Annotated in this window: 25 protein-coding genes and 1 pseudogene; 13 read left to right on the top strand and 13 right to left on the bottom strand. The window is 68.8% G+C overall.

Annotation, left to right across the window (positions count from 1 at the left end):
- Positions 1–243 (bottom strand): hypothetical protein (locus E3O50_RS00535; protein WP_134564536.1); only part of this gene is annotated, 243 nt, incomplete at its 3' end.
- A gap of 170 nt (positions 244–413) precedes the next feature.
- Between E3O50_RS00535 and E3O50_RS00530 the strand changes: the two genes are divergently transcribed.
- The 8 genes from E3O50_RS00530 (at position 414) to E3O50_RS00500 (ending at position 9,799) form a co-directional block, all read left to right on the top strand.
- The gene (locus tag E3O50_RS00530) at positions 414–1,487 is read left to right on the top strand and encodes a DMT family transporter (RefSeq protein WP_134446649.1); all 1,074 of its coding nucleotides are present in this window, start codon (positions 414–416) and stop codon (positions 1,485–1,487) included.
- A 123-nt stretch (positions 1,488–1,610) separates the two neighbouring features.
- Positions 1,611–3,716 carry an FAD-dependent oxidoreductase gene (locus E3O50_RS00525; protein WP_347237717.1) on the top strand — a complete coding sequence of 702 codons (2,106 nt, stop codon included), beginning with the start codon at positions 1,611–1,613 and terminating at the stop codon, positions 3,714–3,716.
- A 209-nt stretch (positions 3,717–3,925) separates the two neighbouring features.
- Positions 3,926–4,054, top strand: a complete 129-nt coding sequence (locus tag E3O50_RS19775; RefSeq protein ID WP_255454104.1) for a hypothetical protein — start codon at positions 3,926–3,928, stop codon at positions 4,052–4,054.
- Positions 4,055–4,059: 5 nt separating this feature from the next.
- On the top strand, positions 4,060–5,715 hold the full coding sequence (locus E3O50_RS00520; protein ID WP_241975478.1) for a mannitol dehydrogenase family protein: 1,656 nt from the start codon (positions 4,060–4,062) through the stop codon (positions 5,713–5,715).
- Positions 5,706–6,782 carry a mannonate dehydratase gene (uxuA, locus tag E3O50_RS00515; protein WP_134446652.1) on the top strand — a complete coding sequence of 359 codons (1,077 nt, stop codon included), beginning with the start codon at positions 5,706–5,708 and terminating at the stop codon, positions 6,780–6,782. The genes E3O50_RS00520 and uxuA overlap by 10 nt, the downstream gene beginning before the upstream one ends.
- Positions 6,783–6,866: 84 nt before the next feature.
- On the top strand, positions 6,867–7,577 hold the full coding sequence (locus E3O50_RS00510; protein ID WP_241975479.1) for a GntR family transcriptional regulator: 711 nt from the start codon (positions 6,867–6,869) through the stop codon (positions 7,575–7,577).
- Positions 7,578–7,652: 75 nt separating this feature from the next.
- Positions 7,653–8,696 (top strand): metalloregulator ArsR/SmtB family transcription factor, encoded by a 1,044-nt coding sequence (locus E3O50_RS00505; protein WP_134560423.1) that lies wholly within the window; start codon positions 7,653–7,655, stop codon positions 8,694–8,696.
- Positions 8,697–8,833: 137 nt separating this feature from the next.
- The gene (locus E3O50_RS00500) at positions 8,834–9,799 is read left to right on the top strand and encodes an EamA family transporter (protein WP_241980932.1); all 966 of its coding nucleotides are present in this window, start codon (positions 8,834–8,836) and stop codon (positions 9,797–9,799) included.
- Here the strand turns inward: E3O50_RS00500 and E3O50_RS00495 are convergent.
- The 7 genes from E3O50_RS00495 to E3O50_RS00465 all read right to left on the bottom strand — a co-directional run bounded on the left by E3O50_RS00495 (position 9,762) and on the right by E3O50_RS00465 (position 15,676).
- The gene (locus tag E3O50_RS00495) at positions 9,762–11,153 is read right to left on the bottom strand and encodes a protein kinase (RefSeq protein ID WP_134446655.1); all 1,392 of its coding nucleotides are present in this window, start codon (positions 11,151–11,153) and stop codon (positions 9,762–9,764) included. The two genes, E3O50_RS00500 and E3O50_RS00495, sit on opposite strands and share 38 nt — an antisense overlap.
- 56 nt (positions 11,154–11,209) lie before the next feature.
- Positions 11,210–11,464: a DUF6458 family protein gene (locus tag E3O50_RS00490; protein WP_134446883.1), complete on the bottom strand. Its 255-nt coding sequence runs from the start codon at positions 11,462–11,464 to the stop codon at positions 11,210–11,212.
- Between the two features lie 109 nt (positions 11,465–11,573).
- The gene (locus E3O50_RS00485) at positions 11,574–12,242 is read right to left on the bottom strand and encodes a histidine phosphatase family protein (protein WP_134446656.1); all 669 of its coding nucleotides are present in this window, start codon (positions 12,240–12,242) and stop codon (positions 11,574–11,576) included.
- Positions 12,243–12,313: 71 nt separating this feature from the next.
- Positions 12,314–12,640: a putative quinol monooxygenase gene (locus tag E3O50_RS00480; protein ID WP_134446657.1), complete on the bottom strand. Its 327-nt coding sequence runs from the start codon at positions 12,638–12,640 to the stop codon at positions 12,314–12,316.
- Positions 12,637–13,443, bottom strand: coding sequence for an ATP-binding cassette domain-containing protein (locus tag E3O50_RS00475; protein ID WP_134446658.1), 807 nt, complete (start codon positions 13,441–13,443; stop codon positions 12,637–12,639). The genes E3O50_RS00480 and E3O50_RS00475 overlap by 4 nt, the downstream gene beginning before the upstream one ends.
- Positions 13,440–14,486 carry an ABC transporter permease gene (locus E3O50_RS00470; protein ID WP_241975475.1) on the bottom strand — a complete coding sequence of 349 codons (1,047 nt, stop codon included), beginning with the start codon at positions 14,484–14,486 and terminating at the stop codon, positions 13,440–13,442. The genes E3O50_RS00475 and E3O50_RS00470 overlap by 4 nt, the downstream gene beginning before the upstream one ends.
- A 92-nt stretch (positions 14,487–14,578) precedes the next feature.
- Entirely contained in the window at positions 14,579–15,676 is a 1,098-nt protein-coding gene (locus tag E3O50_RS00465; RefSeq protein ID WP_134446659.1) for a substrate-binding domain-containing protein, read from the bottom strand.
- Positions 15,677–15,864: 188 nt separating this feature from the next.
- Here E3O50_RS00465 and E3O50_RS00460 point away from each other — a divergent pair, with 188 nt between their 5' ends.
- Together E3O50_RS00460 and E3O50_RS00455 are read left to right on the top strand one after the other, a co-directional pair.
- Positions 15,865–16,860 (top strand): LacI family DNA-binding transcriptional regulator, encoded by a 996-nt coding sequence (locus tag E3O50_RS00460; RefSeq protein ID WP_134446887.1) that lies wholly within the window; start codon positions 15,865–15,867, stop codon positions 16,858–16,860.
- Positions 16,857–17,798 carry a PfkB family carbohydrate kinase gene (locus E3O50_RS00455; RefSeq protein ID WP_134446660.1) on the top strand — a complete coding sequence of 314 codons (942 nt, stop codon included), beginning with the start codon at positions 16,857–16,859 and terminating at the stop codon, positions 17,796–17,798. Before E3O50_RS00460 ends, E3O50_RS00455 begins: the two co-directional genes overlap by 4 nt.
- 172 nt (positions 17,799–17,970) lie before the next feature.
- On the opposite strand, the gene E3O50_RS00450 is transcribed toward E3O50_RS00455, so the two are convergent.
- The 3 genes from E3O50_RS00450 to E3O50_RS00440 all read right to left on the bottom strand — a co-directional run bounded on the left by E3O50_RS00450 (position 17,971) and on the right by E3O50_RS00440 (position 19,944).
- Positions 17,971–18,738, bottom strand: a complete 768-nt coding sequence (locus tag E3O50_RS00450; protein WP_134446889.1) for an SGNH/GDSL hydrolase family protein — start codon at positions 18,736–18,738, stop codon at positions 17,971–17,973.
- Between the two features lie 70 nt (positions 18,739–18,808).
- Positions 18,809–19,435 (bottom strand): HEAT repeat domain-containing protein, encoded by a 627-nt coding sequence (locus tag E3O50_RS00445; RefSeq protein WP_134446661.1) that lies wholly within the window; start codon positions 19,433–19,435, stop codon positions 18,809–18,811.
- Between the two features lie 50 nt (positions 19,436–19,485).
- Complete coding sequence (locus E3O50_RS00440) at positions 19,486–19,944, bottom strand: GNAT family N-acetyltransferase (RefSeq protein ID WP_134560349.1); 459 nt, start codon at positions 19,942–19,944, stop codon at positions 19,486–19,488.
- A 29-nt stretch (positions 19,945–19,973) separates the two neighbouring features.
- Here E3O50_RS00440 and E3O50_RS00435 point away from each other — a divergent pair, with 29 nt between their 5' ends.
- The 3 genes from E3O50_RS00435 to E3O50_RS00425 all read left to right on the top strand — a co-directional run bounded on the left by E3O50_RS00435 (position 19,974) and on the right by E3O50_RS00425 (position 22,109).
- Positions 19,974–20,420: a MaoC family dehydratase N-terminal domain-containing protein gene (locus tag E3O50_RS00435; RefSeq protein ID WP_134446663.1), complete on the top strand. Its 447-nt coding sequence runs from the start codon at positions 19,974–19,976 to the stop codon at positions 20,418–20,420.
- Complete coding sequence (locus E3O50_RS00430) at positions 20,417–20,857, top strand: MaoC family dehydratase (protein WP_134560347.1); 441 nt, start codon at positions 20,417–20,419, stop codon at positions 20,855–20,857. The genes E3O50_RS00435 and E3O50_RS00430 overlap by 4 nt, the downstream gene beginning before the upstream one ends.
- A 103-nt stretch (positions 20,858–20,960) precedes the next feature.
- The gene (locus tag E3O50_RS00425) at positions 20,961–22,109 is read left to right on the top strand and encodes a UDP-N-acetylmuramate dehydrogenase (protein WP_134560353.1); all 1,149 of its coding nucleotides are present in this window, start codon (positions 20,961–20,963) and stop codon (positions 22,107–22,109) included.
- Positions 22,110–22,263: 154 nt separating this feature from the next.
- Here E3O50_RS00425 and E3O50_RS18965 read toward each other — a convergent pair whose 3' ends face one another.
- Complete coding sequence (locus E3O50_RS18965; RefSeq protein ID WP_166790700.1) at positions 22,264–22,935, bottom strand: hypothetical protein; 672 nt, start codon at positions 22,933–22,935, stop codon at positions 22,264–22,266.
- Positions 22,936–22,944: 9 nt separating this feature from the next.
- Positions 22,945–24,026: pseudogene (locus E3O50_RS00415) on the bottom strand (hypothetical protein); the annotation flags it as partial.

Raw genomic sequence — 24,026 nt, 5'->3', positions numbered from 1 at the left:
GGCCTCCGCCCGGGCCCGGCCGACATCGGCGAGCACCCGTTGGGCGGTGTAGACCGCGGCCGCCCGGCGAGCGGTGGCCTGATTGATTTCCCGGTCCGCGTCCCGGATCGCGTCATAGAAATCGGCGAGGGGCGGCTCCACAAGGCTCAGATGCCGGGGGTTCAGGTACGAGTCGGGAGGGGTCCCGGGCGGGGGTTCCGCCGTGCTTTCCGAACGAATAGTTGAGGGTTCTTCAGCTGTCATACCGGCCACTCTACGGACCACCACCGACATTCCACCGGCATCCGCACGCCCGCAAATCACCTGTGGATAACCCGGTCAGAAGCACTTTGTTGAGGAGTGGCCGTCTCGGAAACCGGTAGTCTCGCCGACGTCGCGAGTGTGGTCGCCCATGCGTCTGAGAGACTGTGCGGATGAATACTTCATCACCGGAGAACGGCTCGAGGGCGGGTGCCCTCGCCAACCGGGGAGTCCAGGCGGCGCTGGTGTCCGCGGTGCTGTTCGGTGCCGGGACACCGCTCGCCAAGATCCTCCTCGGCGAGGTCAGTCCGTGGATGCTGGCCGGCCTGCTGTACTGCGGCTCCGGGATCGGCCTCGGCCTGATCCGGGTCGTTCGCCGGTCGCCCCGGGTGCGGCTCAGCCGCGCCGAGTGGGTGCCGCTGTCGGGTGCGATCCTGTTCGGCGGGATCTTCGGCCCTGTGCTCCTGATGCTCGGCCTCTCGAACATGCCGGCCTCGGGCGCATCGCTGCTGCTGAACGCCGAAGGTGTCTTCACCGCACTCCTGGCCTGGTTCGTCTTCAAAGAGAATTTCGACCGGCGCATCGCCCTCGGAATGCTCGCGATCGTTGCCGGGGCCGTCATCCTGAGCGCTCCCGGCGGGGCGAACTTCGGAAGCGCCTGGCCGTCCCTCGCCATCCTCGGCGCGTGCCTCTGCTGGGGCCTCGACAACAACCTCACCCGAAAGATCGCACTGACGGATGCGACGTGGCTCGCCGCCGTCAAGGGTTCCGTCGCCGGCCCGGTCAACCTGGCGCTCGCCTTCCTCCTCGGTGCGCACCTCCCGGCAGCTGGAAACATCGCTGCGGCCCTCGTCGTGGGGTTCTTCGCCTACGGCATCAGCCTGGTTCTCTTCATCGTCGCAATGCGCCATGTGGGTACGGCGCGGGCCGGGGCGTACTTCTCGATCGCGCCATTCTTCGGCGCGGTGCTGGCCATCATTCTCGGTGACGCCGTGACGTGGCCTCTCGTCATCGCCGGCTTCCTGATGGCTGTCGGGATCTGGCTTCACCTCACCGAGCGCCACGAGCACGAGCACACGCACGAACCGATCACGCACGACCACTGGCACACTCACGATGAGCATCACCAGCACGACCATGCCGAGCCGGTCTCGCCGGGAACCTGGCACAAGCACGAACACACGCACCAAGCCATCACCCACACGCACGAGCACTACCCGGACATGCACCACCGGCACGAGCACTGAGCCTGACAGATTCCGATTCGGCCGTTTCTGCGGTCCGCATCGCCGCGCTGAGCGTACCGTGAGGAGGGAGGGACCGTCGCGGCTTCGCCGAAGAAGCTGCACCCTTGACAACGATGTTGGCGGATCCACTCAACCAAGGAGGATACCGCTACGTCAATCCTGACTGTCCCAACGATTAAGACTGCACCACCAGCATCCGCTGCACCCGCCTCTCCGGCGCCGCCCCGCGCATCCGTTCGATATCGCCGCCTGTTCGAACCGACGAACCTCGGGTCGATGGAGCTCAAGAACCGATTCGCGATGGCGCCGATGGGGCCCCTCGGTTTCTCCGATGCGGAGGGCGGCTGGAATTCGCGCGGCATCGAGTACTACGTCGCGCGAGCCCGCGGCGGCGTCGGGCTCATCATCACGGGAATCACGCCCGTCACCAACCCGGCGGAGAAGTTTCCGAACGGCAGCGTGCCGATGCCGATGCGGAATCCCGGTGCGTTCCTCCGCACCAGCCGTGAACTCGTCGAGCGGGTGCACGCCTACGACGCCAAAATCGTGCTGCAACTCGGCGCCGGCTTCGGTCGGGTCATCATGACCGCCTTCCTCCAGGGCGGCGCGCAGCCGGTCGCGCCGTCGCCGATCAAGCATCGCTGGTCAGAGGCCATCTGCCGCGAGATGACGGTCGAGGAGATCCACGCGACGGTGCGGAGCATGGGCGATTCCGCGGTGCTCGCCCAGCGCGCCGGGTTCGACGGCGTGCAGATCCATGCCGTGCACGAGGGGTACCTCCTCGACCAGTTCGCGACCTCCTTCTATAACCAGCGCACGGATGCGTACGGCGGAAGCCTCGACAACCGGTTGCGCTTCGCCCGCGAGATCGTCGACGAAATCAAGGAACGCTGCGGCGCCGACTACCCGGTCACGCTGCGATTCAGCCCCAAGTCGTTCGTGAAGGACTGGCGAGAGGGCGGCCTTCCCGGGGAGGACTTCGTCGAGAAGGGTCGCGACCTCCCGGAAGGTCTCGAGGCCGCGCGCCTCTTCGAGGAGTACGGATATGACGCCCTCGACATCGACGTGGGCACCTACGACTCCTGGTTCTGGAACCACCCGCCGATGTACCAGAAGAAGGGCCTCTACGTGCCCTTCGCCAAGGCGGTCAGCGATGCGGTCGGCATCACGGTCATCTGCGCCGGCCGGATGGACGACCCGGACATCGCGCTCGCCGCGGTCGAGGACGGCGCGACGGACCTCGTCTCGCTCGGCCGCCCACTTCTGGCCGACGCCGACTACGTCAACAAGCTGCACAGCGGGCACCAGAACCTGATCCGCCCATGCCTCTCCTGCCAGGAGGGGTGCATGGGCCGGATCGAAGCGTTCGCCGCCATCAACTGCGCGGTCAACCCCCAGTGCGGACGCGAAGCCGAATGGCGCCTGCACCCGGCGCTCCGGGCCAAGAACGTGATGATCGTCGGCGGCGGGGTCGCCGGCTGCGAGGCGGCCAGGGTGCTCGCGTTGCGCGGGCACGTGCCCGTCATCTATGAGGCCTCCGCTGCCCTCGGCGGAAACCTGATTCCGGGAGGTGTCCCCGATTTCAAGGAGGACGACCTCGCGCTGATCCGCTGGTACGAGGCCACGCTCGCCGAGCTCGGAGTCGAGGTGCACTTGAATGCGCCGGTCGACGAGACGATGATCGAGGCATCCGCCGCGGACGAGATCATCGTCGCCACCGGTTCGGTGCCACGGCTCTTCGCACTGCCGGGCGGCGTGCCGGTGTTCTCGGCCGCCGACGTGCTCGAGGGCGTCTCGGACCCGGGCGCGACAACCGTGATCGTCGGAGGCGGCCTCGTCGGGTGCGAGCTCGCCCTGCACCTCGCCGACCACGGGGTGAACGTCACGATCGTCGAGCAGGCCGAGGACATCCTCGACGTGTCCGGGCCGCTGTGCGAGGCGAACCACATGATGCTGCACGAACTCATTCCGTTCAAGGGCATCGCGACGGTGACGTCGGCCACGGTGCTGCGTGCGACACCGCAGGGCGTCGTCGTGGACGTCGGCGGCATCGAGCGGGAGATCGCGAGCGAATCGGTGATCCTCTCGGTCGGCTACGCCTCGAACAACACGCTGTACCGGAGCATTCTCGATTCCGGCAAGGAGATCCACCTCCTCGGCGATGCCCGCAGGGTGTCGAACATCATGTACGGGATCTGGGACGCCTTCGAAGTCGCCTCCGGCCTGTAGGCGGCGACCTTCGCGCACCGAGCGCGGGTGTTGCGCCGTTCCGCTGGTGGTGCGCCACCCGCGTTGCGGCGGAGCACCCGCGCTCGGTGCGTCCGGCACGCCCGCGGCACTGTCCTAGCCATTCCTGTGGAACACTAGTATGGTAGTAGTCAAAGCAACCAGGGACCATCCGTCTCGGGACGAGCTCCATCCCCAGGAAGGTGGCGACAATGACCGTCGCACACGCACCAGCACAACCCAAAGCACACGCCGGCACGTACAAGCTCGTCCCGGAGAATAAGGGCAAGACGCTCGAGCAGATCCAGGTCGAACTGACAACGGCGGGAGCCAAGAACTGATGCTGATGCTCACGACCGAAACCATGCAGAACCTCGCCGCGTTCGAATCGGCCGGTATCACCGTGCCGCACTTCGACCGCGCCGCGGTCACGCGAGCCACCACGGCGAACCCGGCCTGGATCCACTTCGGCGGCGGGAACCTGTTCCGCTGCCTGCACGCCTCGCTGCAGCAGCGACTGCTCAACGCCGGTGAGAGCGAGACCGGAATCGTCGTCGTCGACACCTACGACGACGAACTGATCGAGACGATCTACCAGGGTCGCGACAACCTCTCGTTGACCGTCGTGATGAAGGCGAACGGGGACATCGAAAAGGAACTGATCGCGAGCATCACCGAGAGCCAGTACCTCGCGGAGTCGAACCCGGCCGGCACCGCGCGGGTCAGGGCGATCTTCGCGAACCCGAGCCTGCAGCTCGCCACGGTCACGATCACCGAGAAGGGCTACAACCTGAAGGGCCCGGACGGCGAACTTTCCGGGCTCGTGCTGGGGGACATCGAGGCGGGCCCGGACCACGCGCGGCACACCATGGCGCACCTGGCCTCGCTTCTCCTCGAGCGCTACCGGGCCGGCGCGACCCCGATCGCGATGGTCAGCACCGACAACTTCTCGCACAACGGCGAGAAGCTCCGCGACGCGATCCTCGTGGTCGCCCGGGCCTGGAAGGACAGGGGCTTCGTCGACGACGGGTACCTCGGCTACCTCACCGACCCGGCGAAGGTCGCATTCCCCTGGAGCATGATCGACCGGATCACGCCGGGCCCGTCGGCCTCCGTCGCCGGCGAGCTGCAGGCAGCGGGATTCGGCGACACCGAGATCCTCGTCACGCAGAAGCACACGACGACGGCGCCCTTCGTGAACACCGAGGAAGTCAACTACCTCGTCGTCGAGGACACCTTCCCGAACGGCCGTCCGCCGCTCGAGAAGGCCGGCGTGTACTTCACCGACCGCGACACCGTCAACAAGGTCGAACGCATGAAGGTGTGCACCTGCCTCAACCCGCTGCACACGGCCATGGCGATCTACGGATGCCTGCTGGGCTTCACGTCGATCGCCGACGAGACCGCAGACGCCGACATTTCGGCCCTGATCACGGGGATCGGCTACCGCGAGGGGCTCCCCGTCGTGACGAACCCCGGCATCATCGACCCGAAGAGCTTCCTCGACCAGGTCGTGGGGGAACGGCTGCCGAACAAGCGCATCCCGGACACCCCGCAGAGGATCGCCTCCGACACCTCGCAGAAGGTCGGCATCCGCTTCGGCGAGACGATCAAGCTCTACCGGAACACTGGCGCCGCCGACGATCTGACGTTCATTCCGCTCGCCATCGCCGGCTGGTGCCGCTACCTGCTCGCACTCGACGACGGGGGAGAGCCGTTCGAGCTGAGCCCGGACCCGATGAACGAGCACCTGCGCCGGTACGTGAGTGACATCAGGCTCGGGGACCCGGCAAGCGTCGGCCGGCGGCTGCATCCGATCCTCTCCAACCGGGACATCTTCGGGCTGAACCTGTACGACACCGGACTCGGTGCGCGGATCGAGGGGTACGTCGAAGAACTCGTCGCGGGCCCCGGGGCGGTTCGCAGCACGCTGCACAAGTACGCGAGCACCACAAGCAACAGCACCACAAGCAACACAGAGGAGACAGCATCATGCAAATGACATTCCGGTGGTTCGGACCCGACGACGACAAGATCACGCTCGGGCAGGTCCGGCAGATTCCGGGCGTCGAAGGTGTCGTCGGCGCCCTCTACGACGTCCCGGTCGGCGAGGTCTGGCCCAAAGCCAAGATCGCCCAGCTGAAAGCACAGATCGAGGAAGCCGGGATGAGCCTCGAGGTGATCGAGAGCGTCAACATCCACGACGACATCAAGATCGGGCTCCCGAGCCGCGACGCGTACATCGAGAACTACAAGGAGACCATCAGGAACCTCTCCGAGTTCGGCATCAAGGTCATCTGCTACAACTTCATGCCGGTCTTCGACTGGGTGCGCACCGAGCTGGCCAGGACGCTTCCCGACGGTTCGACGACGATGGCCTATGACCAGTCCATCGTCGACACCATGGACCCCGAGGGCATGGCTGCATCGGTCGAGGGCGACTCGAACGGATACGTCATGCCGGGCTGGGAGCCCGAGCGCATGAAGGGCCTCAAGGCCCTGTTCGCCCAGTACGCGGATGTCGACGAGAAGAAGCTCTCCGACAACCTGCGGTACTTCCTCGAGGCGATCATCCCGACCTGCGAGAAGTACGACATCAAGATGGCCATCCACCCGGACGACCCGCCCCGGCCGATCTTCGGCCTCCCCAGGATCGTGAAGAACTTCGACGACCTCAAGGCCATCGTCGAAATGGTCGACAGCCCGCACAACGCGCTGACCCTCTGCACCGGCAGCCTCGGTGAGAATCCGGAAAACGACGTTCCCGCGCTCATCCGCTATTTCGCCGGTCGCGACCGGGTGCCGTTCGCCCACGTGCGCAACATCAAGCACCTCGGCAACGACAACTTCGAGGAGGCCGCGCACCTTTCGGAGATGGGTTCGCTCGACATCTACGAGATCATGAAGGCCTTCCACGACGTCGGCTTCGACGGGTACATCCGTCCGGACCACGGCCGGATGATCTGGGGCGAGACCGGGCGCCCGGGCTATGGCCTGTACGACCGTGCGCTCGGAATCGCGTACCTCAACGGGCTGTGGGAAGCCATCGACAAGGCCTCCAGGGCCTGAGCCGCCCGGTTGGTGGGCCCGGACTTCCGGGCCCACCTGACTGCGCCGTACCATGCAAGAACACCAGCGCCTCATACTAGAAAGATGACGATGGATTCGGGAGCGTTTCGGGCCAGGCCCGCGACCACACGGCGCAACGCCCGCACGCACGCCCTCGAGATCATCCGCCAGAAGATCATCACGCTCGACCTGGCCCCCGGCACCCGGTTGTCCGAGAACGAGCTCGCCGGCCAGCTCGGGCTGTCCCGCACCCCGATCCGCGAGAGCCTCATCCTCCTCGCCGAGGAGCAGCTCGTCTTCGTGGTCCCTCAGGTCGGAACGCTCGTCGCGCCGATCCTGCTCTCCGAGATCGAGACGGCCCAGTTCGTGCGGGAATCCCTCGAGCTCGCTGCCCTGAACGAGTCGGTCGCCCGCGCGACGCCCGACGACATCGCCGAACTGAACGCGATCATCGACGCTCAGCGGATCGCGGACAGCCGCAAGACCCAGTCCGGCTTCTTCACCCTCGACGAGGAGTTCCACGCGACCCTGATGGGCATCAGCGGCCACGGCTCCGCCTGGCGGACCGTCGCCCAGGCCAAGGCGCACCTCGACAGGGCGCGGCACCTGTCGTTGTCCTTCACCGGGATGAGCGTGTTGATCGACCAGCATCAGGTCATCACCGACTCGCTCGCGGCGGGCGATGGGGATGCGGCCGCGAGCGCCATGCGGGAGCACCTGCGCCGTGTCTTCAACGACATTGCCGCGGTGCGGCAGACCAACCCGGAGCTGTTCACCCTCGACCCGTCCCAGTAGGCGCGCGGGCCGCCGGCCAGGTGGCACGCCGGGTCGCCAGGGGCATCCGCTGCCCGGTCGCATAGACTCGCGTCTATGCGAACAGACCTTGCCGGCCCCGATCCGGACGCGCTGCGGCCGCTCGACCGCGCGGCCGCCGAGGACATCGCCCGGGGCCTGCGCGCGATGGCCGACCCGACCCGGGTGCAGTTGCTCGGCATGATCGTCGGCCGGCCGGACGGCCGCGCACTCGTCGGCGAACTCGCCACGGCACTCGGACTGAGCCAGCCGACCGTCAGCCATCACATGCGCATCATGACCGGGGAAGGCCTGCTCGCCCGGGATCAGGTCGGGCGTCAGGTCTGGTATTCGGTCGTGCCCGAGCGGGTCGGCGACGTTCTCGAGACGACCAGGAGCGACACCGACCCGATCGCGGCCGTCGTGGCCGCGCCCGTGCTGGCGCGCATCACGGACGACCTCGCGACCCGGTTCCGGGGCACGTTCGCGCACGAAACCGTCGGCCGATACGTGCGGGAGAGCTACGAACTCCTCGCCCGGCAGGCGAAGATCACCCGCTATCTTCCCTCGTTCACGGCGCGCTTCGCCGGCGACCGACTGCAGTCGCTGGCCGCGGTGGATGGCCGGAATGCGACGAACGGTCTCTTCGCGACGGACGCGTCGGGCGCGTCGGGCATTCCGGGTTCTCCAGGCTCTCCGGACGTTCCCGACGTTCCGGACGTGCTGTTCGTCTGCGTTCAGAACGCAGGACGATCCCAGCTCGCCTCGGCCATTCTGCGGTCGCTCGCGGGGGATCGCGTGCGGGTCCTGACGGCAGGGTCGGCTCCGGCCGGCCGGGTCAATCCGATGGTCGTCGCCGCGCTCGACGAGATCGGCGTTCCCCTCGCGGGCGAGTACCCCAAGCCATTGACGGACGAGGTCGTCCGGGCGGCGGACTACGTGATCACGATGGGCTGCGGCGACGCGTGCCCGGTCTATCCCGGCCGCACGTACCTCGACTGGGACCTCGCCGACCCCGTCGGACTCCCGATGGAGGGCGTCCGGGCGATTCGCGACGAGATCGAGGCGCGGGTCAGGACCCTTCTCGGCGACCTCGACCGGATGCGGCTGCCCACGACCTGAGTGTGCCCTCCGAGATGTACCTTTTCCGGTCGAGAGCCACCGGCAGAACGGGAACACTCGACCGGAACGGTGCATCTCGACCGTCCATCTCACGGTGGCAGGCAGCGGCAGGGCGCATGGAACAATGACGTATGACCGTGCGGGCTTCGAGGTGGCTGATCGTACTTGCGGCCGTGTGCTTCGGGACGACGGGCACCGCTCAGGCCCTCGGCGCCCTCGGCGGTGCCCAGGCGAGTGCGACGTCTCTCGGCGCGGCGCGCATCGTGTTCGGCGGCGCGCTCCTGACGATCCTCGCGTTCGCGGTGGCGCTCGCTGAGCGCCGGAGGCGGTCGGCCGGGGCCGGGGCCGACCGCGACGGCGACAGCGACCGCGAGCTGGGGCGCGTCCGCGGCCGGCTGCGCGGCTCGAGCGGGGCGCTCGTGCTCCTCGGGGCTGCGGGCGTTGCCGCGTACCAGCCGGCTTTCTTCACCGGGACCGCGCAGAACGGGGTCGCGGTCGGCACCCTCGTCGCGCTCGGATCCGCTCCCGTGCTGACGGGACTGCTCGAGTGGGGCTGGTTCCGCAGGCCCCCGGGCATCCGCTGGGCGTGTGCGACGTTCGTTGCGGCGACGGGGGTGGCAGCGCTCTCCGGGCTCTACAGCGGGGGAGGCGGTCCCGTGACGGCGCTCGGGATCGCGGGCTCACTCGGTGCGGCCGCGTCCTACGCCGTGTACACGCTGAGCACCAAGCTGCTCCTCGATCGCGGCTGGTCGCCCACCACAGCCATGGGCGCCACCTTCGGTGCGGCCGCCGTGCTGATGCTGCCCGTGCTTCTCGCAAGCAATCCGGCCTGGCTCGCCCAACCGGCCGGGCTGGCGACGGCCGCGTGGCTCGCGGTCGTGACGACGGCCCTCGCATACACCCTGTTCGCCCGCGGATTGCGGGGCCTCCCGGCCTCGCAGGTATCGACACTCACGCTTGTCGAACCCGTGACGGCGACCGCACTCGGAATCTTTCTGCTGCACGAGGACTTCACTCCCGCGACCATCTGCGGCATCCTGCTGCTTGTGACGGGACTCGCGATCCTTACGGTGCCCCGGCGGATGCCGGTGCGGGCCGGGTGAGGTCCCTGCCGTACTCGAGCCGCAGTTCCAGTTCGTTCATGACCAGGGCGGCGAGGTCGCCCAGGGTCTCGATCTCGGCATCCGTCACGGTTCTCGGCTCGAAGTCGAGCACGCACAGCGTGCCGAGGTTGAATCCGTCCCGGGTGCGCAGCGGAACGCCCGCGTAGAACTGCAGGCCGAAACCACCGGAGACCAGGGGATTCGCGAGGGCGCGGACATCCGTGCGCGCATCCTCGATCACCCAGGGCCTGTCCTGCATGATCGCCGAGGCGCACAGGCCAGGGTCTCGGGAGATCTGTTCGAGGTCTAGCCCGGCATGGGACTTGAACCAGATCCGGTCCTGGTCGACGATGCTCATGATGGAGATCGGCACCGAGAAGATCCTGGCGGCGAGTGCCGTGATCCGGTCGAAGGTTCCGTCCGGAGGCGTGTCGAGGATCTGCAGGCGCGCGACCGCAGCCATCCGCCCTGCTTCGTCCGTCACGAGGGGACTGGTTTCCTCGCCCCGGTGCCTGCCCGTCTCCGTGATCACGGCCTGGCGGAGCGCGAGCACCACCTCGCCGATGTCCGGCCGGTCGGCGGGGTCCCTGGCGAGCATGGTGGACAGCAGGTCGCGCCAGGCCGGCGATATCGACGCCGGGATCACCGGATCGCGCAGGAGTCGGGCGACGGCCGCCGGAACCGGCTGGCCGGGAAAGGCGAGTTCCCGGGTGAAACACTCGAGGAGCACCAGTCCGAGAGCGTAGATGTCACTCGGCGGTCCCACTTCCTCGCCTCTGGCCTGCTCCGGGCTGAGGTACGCCGCCGTTCCCGACGTCATGCCGCCGTTGGTCAGGCGCTCACTCGCCGGGGACAGCGCGATGCCGAAGTCGGTGAGCTTGGCGCGCGCCCGGAACCGGCTGCTGTACTGGGCGAGGAGGATGTTCGCCGGCTTGATGTCCCGATGCACGATGCCTCGCCCGTGGATATACTCGAGGCCCTCGGCCAGGTCATAGCCGACCTGGGAGATGTTCCGCACCGACAGCGGACCTTCGAGGAGTCGCTCCCGGAGGTCGACGCCGTCGATGAGCTCCATCACCAGGAAGATCTGGCGTCGGTCGGGCGTGGCCCGGTGCACACCGACGTCGAAGAGCGTCACGAGGCTATGGTGGCTGAGGCTTGCAAGCACGTTGATCTCGGCCTGCTGGCGCTGGATGTCGTCCTGTTCGATGGCGACGGTCGTGAATACCTTGATCGCGACATCCCGGCCGAGCCTGTTGTCGGCGGCCCGGTAGACGGACGCCATGCCGCCGCGTCCGATCAGCTCCTTGAGCTGGTAACGGTGGCCAAGAAGCCCTGTGGGTTTCGCGGTCATCTGACCCTGTCAGTGTCGAGGTTTCGGTTCGCCGGGATATCCCGAACCTGGGAAATTCAGATCAGCGGGTCGCGCTCGGTCGTCTGCCGGGTGATCTGTTCACCGCTGGCAGGATCGACGGCGGACCGAGTCGTTGAAACGGACTGTCGCCGCCGCGTGATCAGCACGATGCCGAGGATGACTCCGACAAGTCCGGCGAGCATCAGGATGTAACCGATCGTCTTCAGGTCGATTCCTGCGACCTGGAGATCGACGGCGAATGCAAGGATCGCTCCCACGACAAGGAGGAAGATTCCGGCGCCAATGCTCATCGTGTTGTCCATTCTTCGGGATGCGGCGAGGCCGAGTCCGAGCGATCCGGTGTCGTACAGTTGCATCAGATTAGCCTAGGTACGCCGAAAAGAGAACCGGTGGGCGCGCTCAGAATCCACGGTCCGCCGGCAGTCCGGCGGGTCCGGACGAGGCGGGGGCACTCGTCAGGACCTCGGGGAGGACGCTGCCGATCCAGCTTTCCGCGGTCCACCCCGTGAGCGGCGAACCGGTGACGACGATCGTGCCGGTATTGCTGAGCGGATTGTCCGACACGTAGCCGGCGTGGAGGTTGCTGCAGGAGTACCCCGTCCAGGCGCGCAGGATCGCTCCGTGGCTGACGAAGGCGACGGTCTCGTGCCCGAGATCGTCGGCCTCCGTCACGACCCGGTCGAACCGGGCGAAGGTGTCCCTGCCGGACTCTCCTCCGGGCATCACGGTGTCGAGGTCGCCGTTCGCCCAGGCCAGGAACGTCGTGCAATAGGCGTCAACGGCGGCCCGGTCGTGGCGTCCCTCGAGGTGGCCGGCTGCGACCTCGCGGATGTCCTCGCGGACGCGGGCCTCGAGTCCCCGTGCCGCCGCGAGCGGTGCCGCGGTCTGCTGGGTGCGTACGAGGGTGGAGACGTAGAGGGCGTCGATCGTCACCGATTCGAGGGCGGCCACGAGATTCCCGGCCTGCTCACGACCGAGCGGCGTGAGGTCGGCGCCGGGGTGCGCGGTATCGAGGAGACCACCGACGTTGGACACCGTCTGGCCGTGCCGGATCAGGATGAGGCGCATGGTTACCTTTCGGGACGCCCGGTCGTCGGGCATCCGCTTCTAGGATGCCCAACGATCGGCCCTCGCAGAAATCAGACGGTGAGAGGAGTCAGCCAGGTCAGCTCCGATCCCTCGCCCTCGATCAGGTCGCCGAGGGCTGCGTTGAACACGGCCCCGTAGGCCGCCGTGATGTGCGCCTGGAACGCTTCGGCGTCGCGGTACACCTCGTACACGAAGAACTCGAGCGGGTCCGAAACGCGGCGGTGCGGGTCGAAGGTCACGTTGCCCGGCTCCCGGCGAACGTCGACGGTCAGGCCGGCGAGGAGCGCGGCCACCTCGTCCCCGCGGCCGGGGAGGGCGGTGAATTCGGCGTACAGGGCGACGGGCTCGCCGGGATGCGTGGGCGGTGTGATGGTCATGCCTTCCTGGCCCCGGTCATGATCGCGACGGCATCCGTCATCGAGTGCGACTGCGGCGTGATCGTCGCGGCGCACTTGCCGAGGCGCTGGATGTGGATACGGTCGGCGACTTCGAACACGTGCGGCATGTTGTGGCTGATCAGGATGACCGGGATGCCCCGGTCGCGGAGGTTCTTGACCAGCTGGAGCACCTGGTTCGACTCGCGGACGCCGAGGGCCGCCGTCGGTTCGTCGAGGACGACGACCTTGGAACCGAATGCCGCCGCGCGCGCGACGGCGACCGCCTGGCGCTGACCGCCGGAGAGGTTCTCGACCGCGACGGTGACGTCCTGCAGGGTGCTGATGCCGAGGTCGGCCAGCTCCTGCCGCGCACGCTTCCGCATGCCCTTCTTGTCGACCATGCGGAACACCGAACCGAGCAGGCCCGCACGCCGCAGTTCACGGCCGAGGAAGAGGTTCGAGGCCACGTCGAGGGCCGGGGATACGGCGAGGGTCTGGTAGACCGTCTCGATGCCGGCGGCGTGCGCGTCCTGGGGCCGCTTGAACTGCACGGGCTTCCCGTCGAGGGTGATCTCGCCCTCATCGGCGACTTCGGCGCCGGTCAGGCACTTGATCAGGGTGGACTTGCCCGCACCGTTGTCGCCGATGATCGCGAGGACCTCGCCGGGGTAGAGCTCGAGGCTGACCCCGTCGAGGCCGACGACGCGGCCGTAGGTCTTGACGAGCTTCGTTGCCGTGAGGATCGGCTCTCGGACCACGGACGGTCCTGCGGCCGACGATGTGCTGCCATCGAGGAGGGTCATTTGCGTACCTTTCGAATCCACTGGTCGACGGAGACAGCAAGGACGATGAGCACGCCGACCGCGAAGGTCTGCCAGAGCACATCGAGTCCGGCGAGGGAGAGCCCGTTGCGGAAGACGCCGACGATGAGGGCGCCGAGCAGGGTGCCCCAGATCGTTCCGCGGCCGCCGAAGAGGCTCGTGCCGCCGATGACGACGGCGGTGATCGAGTCGAGGTTGAGGTCGGTGCCCGCGTTCGGCGAGGCCGCGTTACTGCGGCCGATCTGGATCCAGGCGCCGATCGCGAGAATCGCCCCGGCGGCGAGGTAGACGCTCATGAGTACCCGGCTGACGCTGATGCCGGCCAGGCGGGCAGCCTCCTTGTCGTCGCCGACGGCGTAGACGTGCCTGCCCCATGCGGTCTGGGAGAGGATGAAGGCGATCACGACGTAGAGGACGAGCATCATCAGCACGCCCATCGTGAAGTTGACCCCGCCAATGGAGAACGTGGTCCCCGTCCAGGTGAGGAGGTCGGGCATGTCGCCGCCGCGGACCGTCGCGCCGTTCGAGTACAGCAGCGTGAGCGCCACGAAGACGTTGAGGGTGCCGAGGGTGACGATGAACGGGGGAAGCCGCAGCCGCGTCACGAGGAAGCCGTTCAAGGCGCCGGCCGCGAGTGCGACGAGGAGCCCCGCGAGCAGGCCCACGACCGGCGAGACGCCGTTCTGCACCGTGAACTGGGCGATCACCATCGAGCTGAGCACCATCACAGCGCCGACGGAAAGGTCGATGCCCGCGGTGAGGATGATCAGGGTCTGGGCGATGGCGAGGGTGCCGACGACGGCGACCTGCTGTGTGATCAGCGAGAGGTTGGCCGGGTTGAGGAACCGCTCGTTGAGCATCCCGAACACGATGATCGCGATGACGAGCACGACGGCCGGGCTGATCGCCGGGTAGCGGTGCATGAGGCCGCGCAGCCGGCTGAGGGGAGTGGTGCGGTCGAGGAATTCCTCGGCCAGGTCATGCGGGCCCGTTGCCGGGTTCGCGGTTTGGGTGGGCTGGGTCACGATGGGCTCCGGTTTCCTAAACGCCTACAGGGAAGCCCCGTGGGATGCCGGAATCGATTCTCGGCACCCCACGGGAGCGGTAGCGGCTCTGGCTAGCCCCAGCAGATGCCGGATGCCTTCGTCGTGTCGATCGAGTCGACCCCGGTCTGCGGGGCGTCGGTCACGAGCGCGACACCGGTGTTGTAGAAGTCGAGGCCGGGGCTCGTGGTCGGCTTCGCACCCTTGTTGATCAGGTCGACGATCGCCTGCACGCCGAGTTCGGCCATCTTGACCGGGTACTGCTGGGCGGTCGCACCGATGATGCCGTCCTTGACCTGCTTGACGCCCGCGCAGCCGCCGTCGATCGAGACGACGATCATGTCGGTCTTGCCCGCCGCCTTGAACGCCTGGTAGGCGCCGTAAGCTGCGGGTTCGTTGATCGTGTAGACGACGTTGATGTTCGGGTTCTTGCTCAGGAGCGTCTCGGCCGCGGTGCGCCCGCCGTCCTCCGCGCCGTTCGTGGGCTCGTTGCCGACGATCTCGTAGTCGCCGCCGCTGTACGTTCCGGTCTTGGCTTCGTCACCGTTCTTGGCCTTGTCGGCCGTGTTGATGCCCATCCCGTCCAGGAAGCCCTGGTCGCGGTTGACGTCGACCGAGACGATCTTGTCGCCGAAGAGGTCGAGCATCGCGATGGTGGCCTTCTGGCCGGCGAGCTTTGCAGCGGTCCACTTGCCGATGTCCTGGCCGGCGAGGTAATTGTCCGTCGCGAAGGTGATGTCGACGGAATCCTTGTTCGTCGGCGGCGTGTCCAGCGCGATCACGAAGAGGCCGGCGGCGCGGGCCTTGACGAGCGCGTCCTCGACGCTGGGGCCGGTCGGGGTGATCAGGATGCCCTTGTCGCCCTTGGAGATGGCGTTCTCGACGGCGGTGATCTGGCTCGCCTCGTCGCCGTCTGCCTTGCCGGCAGCGAGAGTGAGGGTGACGCCGGCCGCGTCTGCGGCCTTCTTGGCGCCGTCTTCCATTGCGACGAAGAAGGGGTTGGTGGTGGTCTTGACGATGAGCGAGACGCCGATCGGGCCGGAGGCGGCCCCCGTGGTGGAACTGCTCGAGGCGTTCGAGGAACAACCGGCGAAGCCGATCGTGGCGAGCGTGGCGACCGAAGCGGCGGCAATCATCCGCGTGACGGTGGATTGTGTGGTGGTGCGATTCATCTTTGAATCTCCTCTTGCTAGGGGGGAGGGTGCTCCCTGACAACGATGTCAGTGATCATCTTCAGCGGTGAATGTAATAAGGTCAAGTGCAATCGTGAGGCGGAGACCAAACTGTGACATCGATGTCAGGACCGGAAGACTGGGCTGCGAGCCCGGTGGACGTCGTCGACCCGCGTGCCCGCCCCACGATGAAGAACGTTGCAGCGCTCGCCGGGGTCGGCGTGAAGACCGTCTCCCGGGTGATCAACGGTGAACCGAATGTGTCGCCCGCCACCATCGCCCGGGTGCGTGCCGCGGCCGAGAGCCTGGACTTCCACCCGGACCTGCATGCGGGCAACCTGCGCAGGGCCGACGGCCGCAGCAGCACCCTCGGCCTGCTCGTCGGCAGCGTCGGCAACCCGTTCTCCGGCGCGATGCACCGCGCCGTCGAGGACGCGGCCAACGCCCGCGGCGTCGCGGTCTTCGCGTCGAGCCTCGACGACGACCCCGACCGTGAAGAAGTCGCGGTGTCCGCGTTCCTGCGCCGTCGCGTCGACGGCCTCATCCTCACGACCGTGTCGAAGAGCCAGAGCTACCTCCTGCCCGAGTTGCGCCGCGGCACTCCCGTCGTCTTCGTCGACCGCGAGCCGGCCGGCGTCGAAGCAGATGTCGTCGTGAGCGACAACGCGGCGGGTGCGGCGGCCGCGACGCGGCATCTGCTCTCGTACGGGCACAGGCGGATCGCCTTCCTCGGCGACCGGGCCGACATCCAGACGGCGCAGGAACGCCGCCGCGGGTTCCTCGAAGAACTCGGGCGGGCCGGGGTCGCGACCGCGGACATCCCGGTCATCACCGGCCTGCACGACGAGGACGCCGCGAACCGCGCGCTGATCGCGTTGCTCGAGTCGGAGCATCCGCCGACCGCCGTGTTCAGCAGCCAGAACCTCATCACCATCGGCGCGGTGCGCGGCCTGCGCGAGCGGGGCGCACACCACACGGTTGCGCTCGTCGGCTTCGATGACGTGCCTCTTGCCGACCTGCTCGAACCGGGCGTCACGGTCGTCGCGCAGAACCCGCACGAGATCGGCCGGCTCGCTGCCGCACGGATCTTTGCCCGACTCGACGGAGACCGCTCCGCCGGGAGAACCTATGTTGTACCAACCGAGCTGATCACTCGCGGATCAGGGGAGATGAGACCGAAATGACAGAAAACCAGACAGCGCCAGACACCGAGACTGCGGGTGCTGGGGCGACCCGCCCGCGCGTCGTCGTCGTCGGCGACGCGCTCATCGACGAGATGCGCGAACCCGATTCAGTGCAGGAGTTCCCCGGTGGGGCGGCGCTCAACGTCGCCGTCGGCCTCGCCATCCTCGGCGTGCCGACGACCCTGATCGCGATGGTCGGCGACGACGCAGACGGCGCCGTGCTCCGGGACTTCATCGCCAGCTACGACGTGGAGCTGATCGCGACGCCCGGACCCTTCGGGAGCTCCCGGGCGACGTCGGACCGCACCGACGGTGAGCCGAGATACGCCTTCAACGAAGCCGCGCAGAAGCGGCGCATCGAATTCGGTCCCCGGGAGCGCGCCGCCCTCGATGCCGCGCCGCTCGTCGTCGTCAGCTGCTTCCCGTTCGACGACACCGCGCAGACGGATGAGTTCCTCGCCGCGGTCGGCGACGGCGAGCACCGCCTCGTGATCGACCCGAATCCGCGGGCAGGGATGCTGCACGACAAGGCCCGCTTCGTGGAGAACTTCGAGCGCGCCGCAGCGAGCAGCCTGCTGACCAAGGTCGGCGACGAGGACGCGGAGCTCCTCTACGGCAGCAGCCTCGAGGAGTTGCGCGAGCGCCTCGTCGCGAGCGGAACGCACCACGTGCTCGCGACCGCTGGCCGCGCAGGGGCCTCGATCAAGACCGACGACGGCCTGCTCGTGAGCGAGCCGATCGCGTCCTTGCCCGGCGCGGTCGTCGACACCATGGGCGGCGGCGACGCGACCCTGGCGTCGAGCGTGCAGAGTTTCCTCAGTGACGGCGTCCCGACGGATGCCGCAGGCTGGCAACATCTGCTCGCGAGCGCCATGCGCATCGCGGCCGCGACCTGCCGCTCGGAGGGAGCCCTGCTCCGCGTGCCGCCCGCCCTCTGAGCCGCGCCGCCGAGCGGCCGTGAGGTGTCGCAGATCGACGTTCCCGGGGCTCAGGAACCTCGATATGCGACACTTCAGCGCGTGGGTGGCGGGCCTCGTGAGGTGTCGCAGATCGACGTTCCCAAGGCTCAGGAACGTCGATATGCGACACCTCAGGGCGTGCGGGGGTCGTTCAGGCGGGGTCGACGGCCGTGAGGAGCGGGATCTTGGGTTCGCGGCCGTCGCCGGAGGACTTGCCGGTCAGGCGCCGCCCGATCCACGGCAACACGTAGCCGCGGTAGTAAGCCGCGGTGCGCATCCGCTGGGCCGGAGGGGCCGCAGGGGCCCCCGACGCATCCGTCGCCGACCACTCCGCAGGAACCGGTACGCCGAGAGCCGTGAGCACATTGGACGCGATCAGGGTGTGCCCGCTCGCGTTCAGGTGCAGCTTGTCCGCCGACCAGTACCGGGTATCGGTGAGCCGGGCATCCGCCCAGTTCTCGACGAGCGTGACGCCGGGCCGGGTGAAGGCCGCGCGGGCGGCGTCGGCGAGCTGGTCGCCGCGGCGCTGCATGAGCGCACCGAGGGGGAGCTGCTTCGAGGGGTTGCCGCCGCTCAGCACGAGCATGTGCGCGCCGTGCGCAAGCCCGGCCTCGACGACCTCGCTCATCAGCCCGACCACGCGCGAAATCTCCACGCGCGGGCGCATCATGTCGTTGCCGCCGCCGCAGATGGACAGCAGGTCGGGCGCCTGGACGAGCGCGGGTTCGAGCTGTTCGGCGACGATCGGGCCGAGCAACCGGCCGCGCACGGCGAGGTTCGCGTACGAGACCGGGGCAGCGGATGCCGCGGCGAGCCCGAGCGCGACGAGGTCGGCCCAGCCGCGCAACCGCCCGTCGGGGAGTTCGTCGCCGACCCCCTCGGTGAAGCTGTCGCCCATGGCGATGAAGCGCTGGTACATCCGACCCCCTGTTGCTGCGGGCGTGCCCCGCATCCGTCACCAGCGCGATGTTACCCGCCCGCGGCTGGGGTCAGCGCTCGGGGTGGCTGTGCTTCGTTCCGTGGCTGTGCTTCGTGCCGTGGGTCTGTTCTTCGCCCTGGCTCGGGTCGCGGGACAGCTGCCAGCGTTCCTGCAGCACATCGCGGGCCTGCTGGGCGGCGCGGCGCACCTCCTTGTCGGGGTCGCGCAGGCGCTGCACGATCGTGGGGAGGTTCTCCTCGGTGCCCTGGGCGGCGAGCGCGTGCAGGGCGGCGGCGCGCACGCGCGGCACCTCGTCCGTCGTGAGACGCACGAGCTTCGGGGCGACCTGCAGCTCGCGCAGCTGCACGACGCGGGCGCACATCTCGCGCACCCGCCAGGCCTGGTTGTTCAGCCCGACGACGATGTACGGCGCGGCCGACTCTCCCCAGACGTAGAGCAGCGCACGCGCGCCCCAGAGCTCGGGCCAGTACAGCGCAGGGGCGCCCTCGAGAATGCCGAGCGCGTGGCGGCCGCCGGCGTACAGAAGGAAGTCCTTGCCGGCGTTCTTGGCGCGCAACAAGGCCACGGAACTGTCGACCACCGCGGTCTCGCCGTAGTGCTCGACGGCCGCGTGGATGCGCTCGGCCGTCGGAAGGTCGATGGGAAGGTCGGGGTGTGGCTCTAATTTGTTATGCATAGCACTCCCCACGGTACTGCCCGGGAGGCCACGGGGCCACTACGGCCGCGTCACATCGTGCGTGCGCCCAGCATCCGCTCGAAGCCGGTCGCATGCTCGTAGACGCCGTAGTTGCCGATCTCGGTGTAGCCGAGGCTGCGGTACATGGCGAGAGCCTCCGGCTGCCGGTAGCCCGTTTCGAGGCGCAGTCGGGAGTAGCCGAGCTCGCGGGCGAGGTCTTCGAGCGCGCCGAGAACCGCGGCGGCGTACCCCTGCCTGCGGTAGGCGGGGCTTGTCCACAGGCGTTTCGCCTCGCAGGTGTCGGCATCGAACCGACGGATGCCGCCGCCCGCGACGGTCACGTCGCCCTCGCGCAGCACGATGAACCCGCCATCGGGTGCCGCGAAATCCGCGGCCTTGTCCTCGAGAACGTCATCGCCGCCGCCGTACCGCAGCGTGTATTCGCGATTGAGATCGCTCAACAGGGGGACCACTTCGGCGTCGGTCAGGCGTACGCGTACAAATTCCACGGATCCAGTCTGCCCGGTAAACTCCTCGTGTGTCTGTCAACCCCGAACTGCAGGGCCGGGTCTTCCCGCCCGTCGCCCCTTATCTCGTCGGTCGGGAGAAGGTGCGGGAGTTCTCCCGTGCCGTCTTCGCGCGCAACCCGATCAACCACGACCCGGCGGCCGCCCGTGCGGCCGGCTACGCCGACGTCGTCGCCCCGCCGACCTTCGCGGTCGTCGTCCAGGAGGCCACCCTCGCCCAGCTCCTCGCCGAGCCCGACGGCGGGATCGACTTCAGCCGCGTGGTGCACGGCGAGCAGCGCTTCACCTTCAGCCGCCCGATCGTCGCCGGTGACGAACTGACCGCCACCCTCTCCGTCGCGAGCGTGAAGAGCCTCGGCGGCCACTCGATGGTCACCGCGGAGTCCCGCGTCGTCGACGCGACCGGCGCCCACGTCGTCACCGCGACATCCACCCTCGTCGTCAGGGGAGACGAATGACCCAGGAACCCGCGGCCACGCCCGCACTCGATGAGCTCACCCTCGGCCAGATCGTCGCCACCGGCCTCTTCCCGCTGACGCGCGATTCCCTCGTGCGGTACGCCGGGGCATCCGGTGACTTCAACGCCATTCACTACCGCGACGACGTCGCCGTCTCCGTCGGCCTGCCCGGCGTGCTCGCCCACGGCATGCTCACGATGGGCCTCGCCGTGCAGCCCGTCGTCGACTGGGCCGGCGACCCCGCCCGCGTCATCGACTACCAGGTGCGCTTCACCCGCCCGGTGCTCGTCGATCCCACGCTCGGCGCCGTCGTGTCCGTGGTCGCGAAGGTCGGCCGCATCGAAGCGGATGCCGGCATCGTGCGCATCGACCTCACGGTCACCGCGAACGACCAGACCGTCCTCGGCAAGGCGCAGGCACGCGTCTCGCTCGCCTAGGCCCCCGATGACGGACCCCGCTTTCGGTTCGGTGCCCGCACCAGCGTCGGCGCCCGCGTCCGGGCAGGCCGAAACGGACGCCGGGCACGGCGTGACCGCCGGTATGGTGCCGGCGGATGCTGCGCCGACGACGTTCGCCGACCTCACCACGATCCGCACCGGCGGGCGACCGCTGTTCCTGCTCGCGCCGGAGACGGAGGACGAGCTCATCGAGACCGTTCAGGACGCCTGGGCGTCCGGCGAGGACTGGCTGCTGCTCGGCGGCGGCTCGAACACCGTCGCGGCGGACACCGAATTCGACGGCACCGTCGTACGAGTGCTGACCCGCGGCATCACGGTCGAGCGCTCCGCCGACCGCGTGATCCTGCGGGTCCAGGCCGGTGAACCCTGGGACGATCTCGTCGCCCACACCGTCGCGCAGGGATGGTCGGGGATCGAAGCCCTCTCCGGCATCCCCGGTTCCACCGGGGCCGCGCCCGTGCAGAATATCGGCGCATACGGCCAGGAACTCGCCAACAGCCTCGTCGCGATCGACTTCCTCGACTACGAGAGCGGCGAACGGCGCCGCATCCCCGCCGCAGAACTCGAGCTCGGCTACCGCACGTCGCTGCTCAAGCACGGACTCCGCGGCCTCGTCGTGGCTGTCGAGCTGGAGCTGTGGGACACCGCGACCGAGGCATCCGTTCTCGGGGCAGCGCTGAGCCGCCCCCTCGCCTTCCCCCAGCTCGCGGACGCCCTCGGCGTACATGTCGGCGACCGGGTGCCGCTCGCGGACGTGCGCGCGACCGTGCTGCGGCTGCGTGCCGCGAAGGGGATGCTGCTCAACCCGGGCGACCCGGATGCGACAAGCGCCGGCTCGTTCTTCACGAACCCGATCGTCTCCCTGAGTTTCTCGCGGACCCTGCCGGAGTCCGCGCCGCGCTGGCCGCTGGACGACCCCGAGCTTCCCGACCGGGTGATCCCGCTCGAGGATTACTACGGGATCGGCCCCGTGCCCGGCGCGGTCGAGGTTGTTCCGCTCGTCAAGCTCAGCGCGGCCTGGCTCATCGAGCATGCCGGAATCTCCCGCGGCTTCCGGTTGCCCGGCTCCCGCGCCGCGGTGTCGAGCAAGCACACCCTCGCCCTGACGAACACCGGCGGCGCGAGCGGCGAGGAGATCGCCCAGCTCGCCCGCTTCGTGCAGCAGCGCGTGCAGGCGGAGTTCGGCGTGATCCTGCAGCCGGAGCCTGTGCTCGTCGGCCTCGGCCTGTAGTTCCTGGTTTCGCTGCCGCGCGCCTGCCGGCATCCGCTCTCACGCGCCAGGTGCGCCGCTCCGCGCCAGGCATGCCGGTAGCGTAGCGGCGGAAATGGCGCGCGGGACGGGGCGGGGCGCTCAACCGACATCCGAGTCCGAACTCGGGGGCCGGTCAGGTCGCGCGGCGAGCGGCCGCGGCGATCCCCGCGACGATGAGCACGAGCCCCATCAGGATCACGCCGCCAAGCAGCCACAGCGCGGGGTCGGTCTCGCCGGGCACGATCGTGCGGTAGATGATGAAGCCAGAGAAGGCGAGCATCACCGTTCCCCAGAAGATCGTGCCGAAGAGCGGATGCCGCCGCCGCGCCGGCGCCGTCGGCCATGTCTCCGGGGTGGGCGCGCCCGGAGCCGCGTAAGCGGGCGCGGTCGGCGCGGTCGGCGCGGTCGGCGCGGTCGGCGTCGGAGGTGTGGGCGGCGGCGTCGAGCCGGACGGAGGTGTCGCACTCGCACTCGCAGCGGCACTCGGTGCCAGAGGCATCGCGCTTTCCCGCGGTGCGGTGAATGCGGTGAACTCCGGAATGACCGGCTCGGCCGGGAGTACTTCGGTCTCGGCGTTTCCGGAACGGTCCGTCGTGTCGAACGGGAGCACTTCCGTATCGGCCTCCGAAATCGGGAAGGGGATGGTCGCGTTGAGGGGGAGCACCGCGGTCTCGGGTGCGGCGGAATCGGATGATGCGGTGGTCTTGGGGGAGCCGGCGGACTCGGGCGATTCGCCGGTCGCCGGCGGCTCTGCGGAACCGCCGGGACGGCCCGAACCGGTGGGCGGGGTGACGGGATCGGTCATGGCGGACTCCTAGCGTGCGGTGCCGACGCGGGCGCCGGACTGGGTGAGGTCGACCTGGCCGGCGAACGACCAGACCCGAACGTGGGTGACGGCCCGGGCATCCGTGGCGTTGACGGTGCGCACGTCGCGGATGAAGACGCCGGCGCGCTCGGGGTCGCCCGATTCGCCGCCGGTCGTCACGACGCCGGCGAGGAGGTTGACCTCGACCTCGACGGGTCGGTCGCTCGGCAGCACGAGCGTCGTCACACCGAATCCGAGCCAGACGTCGATCGTTCGGACGTCCTTCGCTGGGGCGTTGTCGAGGGCGCTGAGATCGACGGTCGGAGTGCCGGCGAACATCGCGTAGCCGGGGGGAGCCCCGGCCGAGGACAAGGGCACGGCCCAGTTGTGGGTGCCGGCGAAGGCGAACTGGGTGCCCTGCGGCATCCAGCCGAGGGCGACGAGGGTGAGCGCGGCGAGGAACGCGAGCCCGCCGAGGGCCCCGCTCTCCCGGCCGCGGATGCCGGACACGATCATCCCGATCGCCGCGACGCCGAGGGCGACGGCGAGGCCGAGCACGAACGCGGAGTTCGACCAGACCCCGTGCGCGTAGACGAACGCTGCGATCGCCCCGGCGAGCAGTGCGAACCCGAGGGTGATCGCCGAGAGGGCGGCGCTCGGCCGGCGGCCGCGGCGCCAGGCGGCGTGTTCGGCCTGGCGCTGGGGCTGGCGCTCCTGCCAGGCGAGGTTCTGCTCGCGCCAGGCACGGTTCTGTTCGGAGCGCACCCGGTTCTGCTCCTGCCAGGACTGGTTCGCTGCCGTCGCGCTCGCCGCGGTCGCCGGGTACGCGGCGGTTGCCGGCGTGCCCGGTGCGCCCGGGTAAGCGGATGCCGCAGGGTAGGTCTCCGGCGTCGCCGACGGGATCCCGTTCCGGTTCCGGTAGTCGGCCTGGTACGGATTCTCGGTCGCGGAAGGCGTCGCGATCCACGACGATTGGGGAGCGAAGCCGGCGGACGCGGCCGGGCCGGCGGTGCCGGCAGAGACCGCGGCGCCGGGCGCGGGTGGAGCCGGCGGAGCCGGAGGAGCGGGGGGTGCGCCGGGCGCGGGCGGGG

The organism is Cryobacterium sp. MDB1-18-1 (genome assembly GCF_004402735.1).
In the GTDB taxonomy this organism is placed as follows: Bacteria; Actinomycetota; Actinomycetes; order Actinomycetales; family Microbacteriaceae; genus Cryobacterium; species Cryobacterium glucosi.
The sequence above is the reverse complement of the archived record's forward strand: the minus strand, read 5'-3'. Positions and strand labels throughout refer to the sequence as shown.

What these genes read in the sequence shown, in the direction of transcription:
- E3O50_RS00530 (WP_134446649.1), top strand. Translation starts at nt 414, where the DNA reads ATGAATACTTCATCACCGGAGAACGGCTCGAGGGCGGGTGCCCTCGCC.
- E3O50_RS19775 (WP_255454104.1), top strand. Translation starts at nt 3,926, where the DNA reads ATGACCGTCGCACACGCACCAGCACAACCCAAAGCACACGCCGGCACG.
- E3O50_RS00520 (WP_241975478.1), top strand. Translation starts at nt 4,060, where the DNA reads ATGCTCACGACCGAAACCATGCAGAACCTCGCCGCGTTCGAATCGGCC.
- uxuA (WP_134446652.1), top strand. Translation starts at nt 5,706, where the DNA reads ATGCAAATGACATTCCGGTGGTTCGGACCCGACGACGACAAGATCACG.
- E3O50_RS00510 (WP_241975479.1), top strand. Translation starts at nt 6,867, where the DNA reads ATGACGATGGATTCGGGAGCGTTTCGGGCCAGGCCCGCGACCACACGG.
- E3O50_RS00505 (WP_134560423.1), top strand. Translation starts at nt 7,653, where the DNA reads ATGCGAACAGACCTTGCCGGCCCCGATCCGGACGCGCTGCGGCCGCTC.
- E3O50_RS00495 (WP_134446655.1), bottom strand. Translation starts at nt 11,153, where the DNA reads ATGACCGCGAAACCCACAGGGCTTCTTGGCCACCGTTACCAGCTCAAG.
- E3O50_RS00490 (WP_134446883.1), bottom strand. Translation starts at nt 11,464, where the DNA reads ATGAGCATTGGCGCCGGAATCTTCCTCCTTGTCGTGGGAGCGATCCTT.
- E3O50_RS00485 (WP_134446656.1), bottom strand. Translation starts at nt 12,242, where the DNA reads ATGCGCCTCATCCTGATCCGGCACGGCCAGACGGTGTCCAACGTCGGT.
- E3O50_RS00480 (WP_134446657.1), bottom strand. Translation starts at nt 12,640, where the DNA reads ATGACCATCACACCGCCCACGCATCCCGGCGAGCCCGTCGCCCTGTAC.
- E3O50_RS00475 (WP_134446658.1), bottom strand. Translation starts at nt 13,443, where the DNA reads ATGACCCTCCTCGATGGCAGCACATCGTCGGCCGCAGGACCGTCCGTG.
- E3O50_RS00465 (WP_134446659.1), bottom strand. Translation starts at nt 15,676, where the DNA reads ATGAATCGCACCACCACACAATCCACCGTCACGCGGATGATTGCCGCC.
- E3O50_RS00460 (WP_134446887.1), top strand. Translation starts at nt 15,865, where the DNA reads ATGAAGAACGTTGCAGCGCTCGCCGGGGTCGGCGTGAAGACCGTCTCC.
- E3O50_RS00455 (WP_134446660.1), top strand. Translation starts at nt 16,857, where the DNA reads ATGACAGAAAACCAGACAGCGCCAGACACCGAGACTGCGGGTGCTGGG.
- E3O50_RS00450 (WP_134446889.1), bottom strand. Translation starts at nt 18,738, where the DNA reads ATGTACCAGCGCTTCATCGCCATGGGCGACAGCTTCACCGAGGGGGTC.
- E3O50_RS00445 (WP_134446661.1), bottom strand. Translation starts at nt 19,435, where the DNA reads ATGCATAACAAATTAGAGCCACACCCCGACCTTCCCATCGACCTTCCG.
- E3O50_RS00430 (WP_134560347.1), top strand. Translation starts at nt 20,417, where the DNA reads ATGACCCAGGAACCCGCGGCCACGCCCGCACTCGATGAGCTCACCCTC.
- E3O50_RS00425 (WP_134560353.1), top strand. Translation starts at nt 20,961, where the DNA reads ATGGTGCCGGCGGATGCTGCGCCGACGACGTTCGCCGACCTCACCACG.
- E3O50_RS18965 (WP_166790700.1), bottom strand. Translation starts at nt 22,935, where the DNA reads ATGACCGATCCCGTCACCCCGCCCACCGGTTCGGGCCGTCCCGGCGGT.